The sequence below is a fragment of the Acinetobacter sp. CWB-B33 genome, assembly GCF_039655955.1.
Lineage (GTDB): Bacteria > Pseudomonadota > Gammaproteobacteria > Pseudomonadales > Moraxellaceae > Acinetobacter > Acinetobacter bouvetii.
The window spans coordinates 841802-854673 of sequence record NZ_JAGFEU010000001.1; the positions used below are offsets into that span (position 1 = coordinate 841802).

General features: G+C 45.1%; 10 protein-coding genes and 1 tRNA gene. 10 read left to right on the plus strand and 1 reads right to left on the minus strand.

The genetic code is table 11. The annotated features are described in order from the left end of the window. Positions 1-38: 38 nt before the first annotated feature. Complete coding sequence (locus JZ784_RS03985; protein WP_346313892.1) at positions 39-2138, minus strand: TonB-dependent receptor; 2100 nt, start codon at positions 2136-2138, stop codon at positions 39-41. Positions 2139-2600: 462 nt separating this feature from the next. On the opposite strand from JZ784_RS03985, the gene cysS reads away from it, so the two are divergent. From cysS to JZ784_RS04035, 10 genes are all read left to right on the plus strand, one after another. Then, the gene (gene cysS, locus JZ784_RS03990) at positions 2601-4022 is read left to right on the plus strand and encodes a cysteine--tRNA ligase (protein WP_346313893.1); all 1422 of its coding nucleotides are present in this window, start codon (positions 2601-2603) and stop codon (positions 4020-4022) included. A gap of 65 nt (positions 4023-4087) precedes the next feature. After that, positions 4088-4163 (plus strand) — tRNA-Gly (locus tag JZ784_RS03995). Between the two features lie 201 nt (positions 4164-4364). Then, positions 4365-5342 (plus strand): KpsF/GutQ family sugar-phosphate isomerase, encoded by a 978-nt coding sequence (locus tag JZ784_RS04000; protein WP_346313894.1) that lies wholly within the window; start codon positions 4365-4367, stop codon positions 5340-5342. Between the two features lie 3 nt (positions 5343-5345). After that, positions 5346-5885, plus strand: coding sequence for an HAD-IIIA family hydrolase (locus JZ784_RS04005; RefSeq protein ID WP_005010468.1), 540 nt, complete (start codon positions 5346-5348; stop codon positions 5883-5885). 40 nt (positions 5886-5925) lie between these two features. Then, a complete protein-coding gene (gene lptC, locus JZ784_RS04010) occupies positions 5926-6468 on the plus strand; it encodes an LPS export ABC transporter periplasmic protein LptC (protein WP_005010465.1) in 543 nt (180 codons plus the stop codon). After that, positions 6458-7024, plus strand: a complete 567-nt coding sequence (lptA, locus tag JZ784_RS04015) for a lipopolysaccharide transport periplasmic protein LptA (RefSeq protein WP_005010464.1) — start codon at positions 6458-6460, stop codon at positions 7022-7024. The genes lptC and lptA overlap by 11 nt, the downstream gene beginning before the upstream one ends. Continuing rightward, on the plus strand, positions 7024-7770 hold the full coding sequence (lptB, locus tag JZ784_RS04020) for an LPS export ABC transporter ATP-binding protein (protein WP_005010462.1): 747 nt from the start codon (positions 7024-7026) through the stop codon (positions 7768-7770). The genes lptA and lptB overlap by 1 nt, the downstream gene beginning before the upstream one ends. A gap of 143 nt (positions 7771-7913) precedes the next feature. Next, a complete protein-coding gene (locus tag JZ784_RS04025) occupies positions 7914-9455 on the plus strand; it encodes a TolC family outer membrane protein (RefSeq protein WP_346313895.1) in 1542 nt (513 codons plus the stop codon). Further along, the gene (locus tag JZ784_RS04030; protein WP_346313896.1) at positions 9452-11590 is read left to right on the plus strand and encodes a type I secretion system permease/ATPase; all 2139 of its coding nucleotides are present in this window, start codon (positions 9452-9454) and stop codon (positions 11588-11590) included. Before JZ784_RS04025 ends, JZ784_RS04030 begins: the two co-directional genes overlap by 4 nt. Continuing rightward, positions 11587-12777: an HlyD family type I secretion periplasmic adaptor subunit gene (locus JZ784_RS04035; RefSeq protein ID WP_346313897.1), complete on the plus strand. Its 1191-nt coding sequence runs from the start codon at positions 11587-11589 to the stop codon at positions 12775-12777. The genes JZ784_RS04030 and JZ784_RS04035 overlap by 4 nt, the downstream gene beginning before the upstream one ends. Positions 12778-12872 lie beyond the last annotated feature (95 nt).

Below are 12872 nucleotides of genomic sequence, written 5' to 3' on the forward strand. Positions count from 1 at the left end.
CCGATATGCAAATATCGGCTTTTTCTGTAAATGGCGGCTTAGAATTTCTTTTCGACACTCAATAATAGGCTTGGAATCGATTCATTGCTGCGGGCCTGATAGAGGCTGCCGTCACTGACTTTAGTCAGGCGCTCTTTATAGTCTGTACTGAAAATATTGCGCGCATTGATCGACGCGGCCCAGTTATTGTCAAAGCGTTTTGTAATGCTTAAATCAACATTGATGCGTTGATTGCTGGTGCGCTCATATAATTCACCGTTGTAATCCTGACTGTTTAATTCACGGGTATATGCCGGCGTATAGCTGGCATTTAAACTGCTGGATAGGCGCCAAGGCTGATAATTATAGGATAGGCCAGCGCTGGCCGTATAAGGCGCTACATCGCTTGCAAGGCGCTCTGTGCCGTTATCTTCTTCAATTTTTGCCCTCACGGTAGACAGCTGCGCATTCAGCATGAAGGAATGTCCCGCCTCTGTTTGCTTCAATGCATAGCGGCCGGCAACTTCTACACCGTAAGTTGTTGCATTGTCCTGATTGAATGGGCGCTCTACAAATCGGCAGCTTGGGTCATTGGCAGTGGCGCAGCTTTGGCCTTGCGCATCTTCACTGCGGATGGCTTTTTCAATGTAATCATTGATTTCACGGTAATACGCCGTAATATTTACACCGCCTGCGGATGTGTTATAGCCCAAAGTGCTTTCATAGGCATTGATTTTTTCAGGGCGCAAGAATGGGTTGCCGCCTTGATCAGGATTGTTCAATGAGCCTGCATCAATATCGGTAGATACGGAAACTGCGGGCAGCAGCTGATCTGATTTTGGACTGCGGAACGCTTGGCTGATATTGGTTTGCAGTGACCAGCTGTCTGTGAAATCAAAGCGGTGCGCTAAAACAGGACTTAAATGGCTGTCGCTGTAATCGACCAGTCCTGAACGGTGAATCCATTCCTGACGCGCCCCCAGTGTTAAGCTTTGACGCGGGGTAAAGCGCCAGCTTCCTTCTGCATATAGCGCATAGCGCTGCTCATCTAAAGTATCCGCGGCATTGCTTTCTAACTCGCTGGAACGCAAATCTGTCCCAAATTTAATTTGCTTAGTTTCATCAAACTTGCGTACGCCATCATAAGCGAGGCCGTACTCATTAATTTGTTCATCGGTATAGCTTTGGCGCTGACTGGAGCGGGTCAATTCGGTTTCGTTCTGCTGCTCCACAGACAAACGGATTTTATCTGAGTTGCCTTTGTCTTTGCGTTCATAGCGGGTATTCAGGCGAATGCTGTCGTTTTTATCCTCCTGAATTTGATCACGCATGCTGCCTTCGCTTTCATTGTTGCGGTAGAACAGTTCTGCCACAAGCTTCTGCTGATCATCAATTGAATATTCAGCGCGCGGGCTCAGCATCTGTGATGTTCTGTTGGTAATGCGCTTTTGTGAAGACGTGATTCCAGATGCATTTTCAGTCGTCGTCACTGAATCTGAGTCGCTCCACATCTGGTTTGCAGACAGGCTGTAGGTCCATGGATCAGTTTTGCCGTCCATTTGCAGCGAGATGTTTTTGCGTTCTTCTTCTTTTTGGCTGGATTTGGCTATGCCGTAGCCTGCGCGGACGGTGCCGCTGATGCGGGTGCCGTCCAGCGGTTCTTTTAAAATGATATTGATCACGGCTGAGGACGCGACAGAAGCTTGCGCAACGCTAGGCTGTTTTACAATTTCAATGCGTTCGATCATGTCGGGGGTAATGCTGTCAACGACTGACATGCCGCCGCGCGGGCCACCTTGCACTGGTTCGCCATTGATTAGGAAGACGGGTGCGCCGCCGCCGCGGAAACGCATGCTGCCATTGCCGCCGCGCGGGCCTTGTCCAGGTGTGGGCATTTGAAAGCCTGCCGCACGGCGCAGGGCATCATTTACACTTTGATCGCCAAATTTTTCCATTTCATCGCGTGTAATAATTGTTTTAGCAACAGCACTGATGTCTGGATCTTTTTCTACAGCAGGCGCTTGTTCTACCTGAAAGGTCATAGTCGGCAGCGTCTGAACAGCTGCAGGAGGCGTGTCCTCTGCCCATGCAGGCATAGAAAGCGCGCATAAAGAAAGTGTTAAAGCGCTGAGTTTGAATGTGGATGGCATGCGTTTCATTATTGGACGTACCAAATGTAATTTTGCGTAAGATTAGTCTAAAAGTATGGAGAAAATTTGAGGAAAACGGCTGAAACAAGATGAATGAGAAATTTTTTTATGAAAAAATCTAAATAGTGTAAAAAATTGAATTCCATACATTTATTAAGGTAATTTGTCTGCTGGAATCAAGTTGCACTTTCTAAAATCTATAGAAACCATTTTGAAATAATGTGAAGGTATAAAAGTAAGTTTATGTAATAGGTTTTTACATGTTCTCATAAGTATGCTGAGAATGAATGGGTACAGGCAGGCTGTTGGCATAGGGGGATGATGCAAGGCTCTTTGCACTATAGATCAAGGTATAAAAAGATCTGATCAAATATAAGAAAGATTTATCACAAAATTTTCTTTGAAAACTTTATGAAAAATAATGCTTAGGTTAAGATGAGCCATCTTTTGGTAGAAACAATTTAAAGACCTATGCAACCTTTTGTTCTATATAACTCAGAGCAGCGTAAAAAAGTAGAATTTGTACCGCGTAAAGAAGGGCATATCGACATGTATGTGTGCGGTATGACGGTCTATGACTACTGTCATATTGGCCATGCTCGAGTGATGGTTGCATTTGACTATATTATCCGTTTCCTGCGCAGTCAGGGCTGGAATGTCAAATATGTGCGCAATATTACCGATATTGACGACAAAATTATTAAACGCGCAAATGAAAATGGCGAAAGCATTACGGCTTTAACCGACCGATTCATTCAAGCCATGAATGACGATGCAGCAAACTTGGGTTGTGCTGCGCCAGATGAAGCGCCGCGCGCGACTGACTATATCGATCAAATGCAAAATATGATTGGTACGTTGGTCAACAACGGCACAGCTTACCCGTCTAATAATGGTGATGTGTATTTTGAAGTTGAAAAGTTTGCAAAATATGGCCGCTTATCAGGCCGCAAACTGGAAGATATGCAGGCGGGCGCATCTGAGCGTGTCGATGTAGAAGTTGAAAAGAAACATCCATTTGACTTTGTACTGTGGAAGCATGCCAAAGAAAATGAACCGTCTTGGGCATCTCCATGGGGCAATGGCCGTCCGGGCTGGCATATTGAATGTTCAGCAATGTCTACTTGCTGCTTGGGCAACCATTTTGATATTCACGGCGGCGGTTCAGACTTAACGTTCCCGCACCATGAAAATGAAATTGCGCAGTCTGAAGCCTCAACAGGCGAACAGTATGTCAATTACTGGATGCATGTTGGCTTTATTAATGTAGATGGCGAAAAAATGTCGAAATCACTCGGCAACTTCTTCACCATCCGTGATGTGATGGAAAAATTCCATCCTGAAGTCATCCGCTACTTTATTGTGTCTTCACACTATCGCAGCCCAGTGAACTTCTCTGACTTTGCCTTGAAAGAAGCGAAAAATGCTTTAACCCGTTTTTATCATTCATTTAAAGCGTATCAGCAGGCGTATGGCGACAAGACTATTGATACTTTAGAAGAGGCATTGGTAGAGCGTTTTAATGCAGCTATGCGTGACGATTTCAATACTTCGGAAGCGATTGCTGTACTGTTTGAAATTAATAAAGCATTGAACAGCGCTGTAAAAGAGGAACAAGCGGAGCAAGCTGCAGTTTATTATGCAACTTTGCGTCACTTAACCAATATTTTAGGTTTGGTGCAGCACAATGTTGAAGATTTCTTGAAGTCTGATATTGGCCAAGAAGCACTTAGCTTAACTGAAGCGCAAATTGAGGATTTAATTCAGCAGCGTAAAGATGCGAAGAAAGCCAAAGAATTTGCCAAAGCAGATGAAATTCGTCAGTCATTGCTGGATCAAGGTGTTGTGCTTGAAGACACGCGTCAAGGTACAATTTGGCGCCGTGCTGATTAATTCACCAGTTGAATACGTAGGGAGTTGACAGCCTTTAAAAACTCTCTATAATGCATTCCCATATTGCGGGAATAGCTCAGTTGGTAGAGCATAACCTTGCCAAGGTTGGGGTCGGGAGTTCGAGTCTCCTTTCCCGCTCCAGAATATGAAAAAACCTTAGTTTTCGGACTAAGGTTTTTTTTTGCGTAAAATTGTTAAAACTGACGATAAGACATTATAAATTGAACATTTATAAACGTTGAATTTATGCAGATATGCTAAAATCAGCTAAATTATTCATAGTGATTGAAGCGCTGCAAGTTCAGCTCTAATAAAGGTAAAATGGCTTTGAATCCACCAAATATGCCAAATCAAATTGATTTTCAAAAGGTCGCATTGGAAACCCTCAGCATTGAATGCAATGCTTTGAGCGTACTGGCTGCCGAGATAGATGAACGTTTTACCCAAGCCTGCGAAATTATTTTGCAATGCAAAGGGCGTTTAGTGATTACCGGTATGGGTAAGTCCGGTCATATCGGCCGTAAAATGGCGGCGACTTTTGCATCCACAGGGACGCCGTCATTTTTCATGCATCCCGGCGAAGCGGGCCATGGTGACTTGGGCATGTTGGTGAAAGGTGATGTGCTGATCGCCATTTCCTATTCAGGCAAAAGCGATGAAATTATGATGCTGATGCCGCTAATTAAGCATGTCGGCGTACCATTGATCACGATTTCTGGGCAAGATAAAGGCCCAATGCCGCAAAATGCAGATGTGGCATTAACATTAGGTGATATTCAAGAGGCTTGTCCGCTAGGTTTAGCGCCAACTTCCAGCACCACGGCGACATTGGCCTTAGGCGATGCTTTGGCTGTTGCGCTTTTGGAAGCGCGCGGTTTCACTTCAGATGATTTTGCCCGCTCTCATCCTGCAGGCGCTTTAGGCAAGCGTTTGCTCTTGCATGTCAAACACTTGATGCATACAGGCGAAGAGCTGCCAAAAGTTGCGCCTGAAACGCCAATGAATAAAGTGCTGTATGAAATTTCCAATAAGCGGTTAGGGCTGACAACAGTTGTAGATGCTGATGACAAGCTTCTCGGGATTTTTACCGATGGCGATTTGCGCCGTTTGATTGACAAGCAGCAGGGTTTTGATGTGAATCTGCCTGTATCTGAAGTGATGATTCAGCATCCGTCAACGATTTCGAAAGAAGCTCGCGCAGTAGAAGCGCTAGAGAAAATGAATGCTAAAAAAATCAATCAGTTCATTGTTGTTGATGAAGACAATACCGTGATTGGTGTAATCAGCATGCATGATTTAATTCAGGCTGGGGTAAATTAAGCAATGGCTTCTTATGTATTATTGGAACAGGCCCGTCATATTCAAGCTTTGGTGCTGGATGTAGATGGAATTCTGAGTGACGGCTTTGTAACCTTGACCAATTCGGGAGACGAAATTAAGTCTTTTGATATTCGTGACGGTTTAGGTATGAAACTCGTACAAAAAGCGGGTATTAAAGTCATTATTATTACTGGCCGAAAAAGTAATATTGTTGAAAAGCGAATGTCTGACTTAGGCGTGGACTTGGTGTTTCAAGGCCGTGAAGATAAAGGTACAGCGCTTCGTGAAGCATGTGCGCAGCTGAATTTAGATCCAGGAGACTGCCTGTATATGGGCGACGACTGGCCTGATTTATCTGCATTTGCGATTGCCGGCATGAAAATTACTGTGCCCAATGGCCATGTAGAAGTGCGCCGCCGTGCAGATTTGGTAACACAAGCTTACGGTGGCCGCGGTGCTGTGCGTGAAATTTGCGATATGTTGCTGATGTCGAAAGGCGTTTACCAAGAGATGCTTGAAAAATTTGCCAGCGCACCGCATTAATAACTTAATAATTCATTAAATTTGGATTAAACAACCGCTTATGGATACAAAAGTTTTATACGTTACTGCAATCGCTATTGCGGCTGTAAGCGGCGGTTATTACTATTACAGTGGAAAAGGCAATAAACTCCAAGCCGATTCTGCGCGCAGCATGAAGTATTCTGCAGAGAATATTAATCTGACTCAAACTGATGAGCAGGGTAAGCTGTACATTCGCGCGCAAGTCGACCGTTTAGAGCAGGATTTGCAGCAAAAAACATCACAGTTGGATAATCTGAGAGCATCCACGTATAAAGATGGGCGAGTAGATGCGACATTTTTTGCCAAAGTTGCCAATGGTTATAATGACAATGAAAAAGTTGTTCTAAGGCATAAAGTTGAAGCAACAAAACTGCTGGAAAATGGAAAAATGGTCTTTCTAACAGATGAATTGACTGCTTTTCCAAAAACACGTGAATTAGAAACTGACAAACAGGTTACAGTGCAGACTCCGCAAGCCGAATTTGTCAGTAACGGTCTGAAAGCCAATTTAAATGACGGTCAGTACGAATTTTTTAATATTCGAGGAAAGTATGAACCTTAATCATAAACCACTATTGTCTAACGCTTTCCTAAAACAGGCAGTGCTGATGGGTTCACTTGCACTGTGTTCAGCAGGCGCTTTTGCATTGCCTTCAGACCGCAATCAGCCAATTTCGTTAGTGGCTGACCGCGCGACTTTTAATGAAAAAACGGGTATTACGACTTATACGGGCAATGTCATTATTGAACAGGGCACGATGAAGCTGCAGGCAAATTCCATTGTGGCAAACCTGAATAGCCGTAAAGAAATCAGCACCATTACTGCAACTGGCGGGCCTGCCCGTTTTCAGCAAAAAGTAGATCCTGCTAAAGGCTTAGCTAAAGGCCAAGCGCAAAAGATTGTCTATAATGCTGAAACAGGTATTCTTACCATGTCTGGCAGCGCTTTATTGGAACAGAACGGCGCCAGCATTAAAGGCAATACATTAAAGTACAGTATGAACAAAGGCGACATTGTGGCTGAAGGCACACCGAATAGTTCGGGTTCGTCTTCTGGCCGTGTACAAATCATTATTCCGCCTTCCAGTTCTAAGTCATTCCCAGGAGCGCGTGATTAATGGAGAAACCGCTGAATCAGCCTCAAACCTTATGCATTAAGCATTTAGCAAAGAATTACAGCAAGCGCTGGGTGGTGAAAGATGTTTCATTCAGCATGCAAAGCGGGCAGATTGTGGGATTGCTTGGCCCGAATGGCGCCGGTAAAACCACCAGCTTCTATATGGTCGTTGGCCTTGTGCGCATGGACAAAGGCGAAATCCATTTAGATGATTTGGACATGTCGGACTTGGCTATGCATGAGCGTGCGCGTAAAGGCATTGGCTATTTGCCGCAGGAAGCCTCTATTTTTAGAAAATTGACAATTTCTGAAAATATTATGTCCATTTTGGAAACCCGCAAAGACTTAAATAAGCAGCAGCGCCAGCAGCGTCTGGCCGAATTGCTAGCTGATTTTAAAATCACCCATATTAAAGACTCCTTGGGCATGAGCGTATCTGGCGGTGAGCGGCGCCGTGCAGAAATTGCCCGCGCATTGGCGGCAGATCCGAAATTTATGCTGCTGGATGAACCATTTGCAGGGGTTGACCCGATTTCAGTCGGTGACATCAAAGACATTATCCGGACATTAAAAGACCGCGGCATCGGTGTTTTGATTACCGATCACAACGTGCGCGAAACATTGGCGATTTGCGAGCACGCCTATATTGTCAGTGAAGGTTCCGTTATTGCGGAAGGTTCCCCGCAAGAAATTCTAGAAAATGAAACTGTCCGCAAAGTCTATTTAGGCGATGACTTTACAGTCTAAATGGCAAAAAACCCTCACAAAATGAGAAATGGGTCATTGTTGTGAGGGGGCTTATTCAATAAAATAATAAAAATATTCGATAAACGTAATTTTATTTACGAATTACATATAAAAACCCAAATAAAAATTATTGCGTAGAAACAATGCTAATAATAAATAGTAAGTATTTAAAACTATGGGGAAAATTTGAAAAAAATAAACGAACAGCGCTGTTTGTTCTGATTATTCCTTTTCACCTTTCCTATGCTCATGCAGAGAATGCGGAAAAAAATCAATTTCATCTTTTAAACGGTGGAATAGGGCAGTTATTTGCGCCGAAACCCAAGCGTTCTGCTGAAAAAATTGATATTACGGAATTGAGCAAATTTCCTTTTGATACGTCAAAAGTGAATGAGCTGACGCCTTCGGCGCAAGCCTCCAGTCCTCTTAATGTTCATCCCAGCTGGCCTGTTTCAGGGAAATTGAGCTTTCTTGATGCGATTCATGCCGCTGTACAGCGCAGGCCTGAAATCAGCAGAAATATTGCGAATGTCTCTGAGCAAAGCGCCAATATTGACTTAGCCAAATCGCAATACTTTCCGCAGCTGTCTGGCGGTTTCAGTACGGCGGATTTAACCAAGGGTGAGCGCGGCGGGCAAGTGGTTTCACTGAATGCTGCGCAAATGCTGTATGACTTTGGCAAGGTGAAAAGCAGTGTCAATGCTGCTGAAGCTAAAATGCTGCAAGAGCAGGCGGGTTTTTTAGTCAGTTTAGATCAAGTCTCTTATGATGTGGCGGATGCCATTATCAATATCAAGCGTTATCAGGAAATCAGCAAAATTGCACAAGAGCAGATTAAAGGCATTGGGCGAATTGCCGAGATTGCGAATTTGCGGGCAAAAGCAGGAATCAGCAGTCAGGCCGATCCTATTCAGGCTCAATCGAATTTAGAGGCGGCTGAATCCAACCTGATTGTACAGCAAATGCAGCTTCGCCTAAACCAGCAGCGCTTAAGAACGCTGCTGGGTTTTGATGTGTCTGCAAACCAATGGGAAATTCCAACGGCCATTTTGCAAAAGTCTGATTTATATAAAGACCCTGAATATAACTTCATCCCGAGTATTATGCAGGCGCAAGCGAGTGTAGAAGTGGCAAAGTTTCAAAAGAAACAGGCAAAACTGAGCGCTTATCCGACCATTAATATTAAAGGCAGCCTCAGTCAGGCGGTAAACGGCCGCAATCCAAACAATAATGAAGATGACGGCTTTTATAATTCTATTATGCTCGAAGCCAATAGCAATTTTTATCAGGGCGGCGCCATTGCGGCTCAAACGCGGGCTGCCAGCTATGCGGAAGACGCTGCGCGGGCGCAAGTGAATACCGCTTATTTAGATGTCTTGGATCGCGTGCGCTTAATTCGGGAACAAATTGAGAATAAGAAAAGGCAGATGTCGGTACTTGTGCAGCGTAGGGAAACGACAGCGCGAACCAAAGAGCTGTATCAGGAACAATATAAATTAGGCACAAGAACAGTAGTCGACCTATTGAATGCGGAACAGTCTATTCATAGCGCAGCGATGGAAATCGTAAACTCACAATACGATATTTATTCAGGACTTGCGCAGTATATACAGGTGACAGGACGCAGCAGGGAGATCTACGAATTAAATAATAAGATGATTCAGGGGGTTGAAGTTCAGCCATGACACAGACAATAAATTATCAGCCTTGGCTTCAGGCCGTACAGAATATTGCTAAGCATTACCGCATAGAAGCATCGGAAGAACGGATTCGTCTGCAGCTGGATTGGAATCAGCACGGCAATTTAGAAGAATTGATCAATGTGATGGCCAAGCAGATTGGCTTGAGCGTGCGCAAAAATAAATACGATGTCAATTTGCTGAATCCGTGGCGCCTGCCGGTCATGATTGAATTCAATAGCGGGGAAGTCGGCGTAGTTGAACGCATAGATGCGGATGGAAATGCCAGTGTGCAGCTCAGCGGCGATGAAGGCTTATCTCAGGTATTTCCGATCGAACGGCTGAATCACGGCGCACGCAATATTTATATTTTGCGTCCGGAATCCTCTGTGCCTGACATCCGTGTAGATGAGTATATTAAACCATTCGAGAAAAACTGGTTTTGGAGCATCGCCTTACAAGACTGGAAGCGTTATATCGATATTATGCTTGCTTCAATGATGGCGAATATCTTAGCGCTGGCTACCGTGCTGTTTTCCATGAATGTTTATGACCGGGTGATTCCATCGCAATCGGTTTCAACACTCTGGGTGCTGGCCAGCGGTGTGCTGCTGGCGGCGATTTTTGAGTTTGCGCTGCGCATTACCCGTATTCATCTGTCAGACATTATTGGAAAGCGCTCAGATTTAAAAATTTCAGACCGGGTCTTTGGCCATGCGCTGCGCATAAAAAACAGTGAACGTTCTAAATCAACCGGGACATTTATTTCGCAAATCCGTGAATTGGAAGGCGTTCGTGAATTGGTAACCTCTACAACGGTGACAGCCATTGCTGACTTGCCTTTCTTTTTGCTTTTTTTGGCTATCTTTTGGATTATTGGCGGCAATCTGTTTTGGGTGATGCTGCTGATTGTTCCGGTGATGGTGCTGCCGGGCATACTTGCGCAGAAGAAATTGGCGCAGCTGGCGCAAATGGGCATGCGTGAATCGGCGATCCGCAATGCATTGCTGGTGGAGGCAGTGCAAGGGATTGAAGACATTAAACTGCTGCGTGCAGAATCCCGCTTCCAGAATCAATGGAATCACATGAATGAAGTATCTGCCAATGTCAGCATGCAGCAGCGCAAAATTGTCGGCTTTATGAATGCTTGGACGCAGAAAATTCAAGGGCTGACTTTTGCCATAGTCGTGCTTGTAGGCTGCTTTGCCGTCATGAAAGGCGATATGACTACGGGGGCTTTGGTGGCCTGCTCAATTTTGTCTTCGCGCATGCTGGCGCCTATTGCACAGCTGACCGGTGTATTGGGCCGCTGGCAGCAGGCAAAAGTAGCCAAAACAGGGCTGGATGAATTGATGAAAAAGCCGGTGGATCAGCCTGATTATTCGCATTTGATTCATCGCCCTGTGATACACGGCAGTTATGAGCTGAATGGCGTGGTGTTTAAGTATGGCGATGATGACCCGAAACCCAGCCTGATTATCCCTAAACTGGATATTAAGCCCGGTGAAAAAATTGCTATTTTAGGCAGAAATGGCGCTGGAAAATCAACGCTATTGCAGCTGCTGTCTGGCATGCAGACGCCTTCACAGGGCAAAGTCAAATTGGATGGCATTGATATTGGCTTGATTGATCCTTCAGATGTCCGTCGTGATCTGGGGCAGCTGAATCAAACGTCACAGCTGTTTTATGGATCTATCCGGGAGAATTTAACACTGGGCGCGCCTTTAGCGACAGATGATCAAATATTGCATGTGCTGAATATCACAGGCGCTTTAGGTTTTGTGCAAGAAAAGAAAGAAGGGCTGGACCATATTGTGCTGGAAGGCGGTTTTGGTTTTTCGGGCGGGCAGCGGCAGGCTTTGCTGCTGGCGCGGCTGTTGATTCGTGAGCCGAATATTCTGCTCCTGGATGAGCCGACTGCATCCATTGATGATGTTTCTGAAAAGCAGCTGATTGACCATCTTCGATTTTATTTAAAGCATCGGACACTGGTTGTTGCAACGCACCGCCGGGCCCTACTGGAATTGGTGGACCGCATTATTGTGGTGAATGACGGAAAAATTGTCATGGATGGCCCAAGAGATCAGATTTTAAACCAATCGGGCGGTGTGCAAAAGCGTGTGACTGGAGCGAGCGCATGAGTGAAAATAATCAAGTAATGACGCGCTCCGCAAAAGCGGCTTTTCAGGAGCCGCCGCTGCCGAAAGCAAGCCTGGTGATTTGGATTATTTGTCTAGGCCTGGTGATTATTTTAGTTTGGGCTTGGCTATTTAAACTGGAAGAAGTTTCCACTGGCACTGGCAAGGTTGTTCCATCATCCAAAGAGCAGATTATTCAATCTTTAGATGGCGGCATACTCACCACGCTGAATGTCAAAGAAGGGCAAATTGTTGAGCAAGGGCAAGTATTGGCGCAGCTCGATCCCACTCGTTTTGAATCAAATGTTGGCGAAACAGAGTCACTATTGATGGCAAGCAAAGCGACGGCGGCGCGGCTGCGTGCGGAAGTAAGCGGCACGCCGATCAGTTTTCCTGCAGAAGTGGCAAAAGAGTCAAAGCTGGTTAATGAAGAAACCGCTTTGTATCAATCGCGCCGGGCTAATTTAGAAGAGTCGCTATCTGGACTGAAACAGGCGCTGTTCCTGGTTGAGCAGGAGCTGTCGATGACGCAGCCTTTGGTTGCAAAAGGCGCAGCCAGTGAAGTTGAAGTGCTGCGCTTGAAGCGTCAGGCCAATGAACTGCGCAATCAAATGAATGATGTGCAGAACCAGTATTATGTGAAAGCGCGTGAAGAGCTGGCCAAAGCCAATACGGATATTGAAACGCAGCAGCAGGTTGTGCGCGGCAAGACGGATACTTTAAGCCGTACCGTATTTAAATCGCCGGTGCGCGGTGTTGTTAAGGAAATTGATGTCATGACATTAGGCGGTGTTGTGCCGCAAAATGGCAAGCTGATGACGATTGTGCCATTGGATGAGCAGCTTCTGGTTGAAGCGCGGATTTCTCCGCGCGATATTGCATTTATTCATCCTGAACAGGAAGCTTTGGTGAAAATTACCGCTTATGATTATTCCATTTACGGCGGTTTAAAAGGCAAAGTCACCATCATCTCTCCAGATACTTTGAGGGATGAAGTCAAGCAGGATCAATTTTATTACCGCGCTTATATTCGTACCGATAGCGATAAGCTGGTGAATAAAACAGGTAAAAACTTTGCAATTACCCCAGGCATGGTTGCCACTGTAGATATCCGTACAGGTGAAAAGACGGTATTGGATTATCTGATCAAGCCGTTCAATAAGGCGAAAGAAGCGCTGAGAGAGCGCTAGTCCAAGTGCATTTCAGAAAAAGCTCTCGTTACTTGGGGGCTTTTCTTTGCGCTTTTGAAAACTTTTCAGGAAATAAAACGTTATAATTGAATTGA

Bases quoted from the DNA above. Each gene is read 5' to 3' on its own strand.
- lptB (WP_005010462.1), top strand. From the start codon at position 7,024: ATGGAGAAACCGCTGAATCAGCCTCAAACCTTATGCATTAAGCATTTA.
- JZ784_RS03985 (WP_346313892.1), bottom strand. From the start codon at position 2,138: ATGAAACGCATGCCATCCACATTCAAACTCAGCGCTTTAACACTTTCT.
- lptA (WP_005010464.1), top strand. From the start codon at position 6,458: ATGAACCTTAATCATAAACCACTATTGTCTAACGCTTTCCTAAAACAG.
- JZ784_RS04030 (WP_346313896.1), top strand. From the start codon at position 9,452: ATGACACAGACAATAAATTATCAGCCTTGGCTTCAGGCCGTACAGAAT.
- JZ784_RS04005 (WP_005010468.1), top strand. From the start codon at position 5,346: ATGGCTTCTTATGTATTATTGGAACAGGCCCGTCATATTCAAGCTTTG.
- JZ784_RS04000 (WP_346313894.1), top strand. From the start codon at position 4,365: ATGCCAAATCAAATTGATTTTCAAAAGGTCGCATTGGAAACCCTCAGC.
- JZ784_RS04025 (WP_346313895.1), top strand. From the start codon at position 7,914: ATGCTAATAATAAATAGTAAGTATTTAAAACTATGGGGAAAATTTGAA.
- lptC (WP_005010465.1), top strand. From the start codon at position 5,926: ATGGATACAAAAGTTTTATACGTTACTGCAATCGCTATTGCGGCTGTA.
- JZ784_RS04035 (WP_346313897.1), top strand. From the start codon at position 11,587: ATGAGTGAAAATAATCAAGTAATGACGCGCTCCGCAAAAGCGGCTTTT.
- cysS (WP_346313893.1), top strand. From the start codon at position 2,601: ATGCAACCTTTTGTTCTATATAACTCAGAGCAGCGTAAAAAAGTAGAA.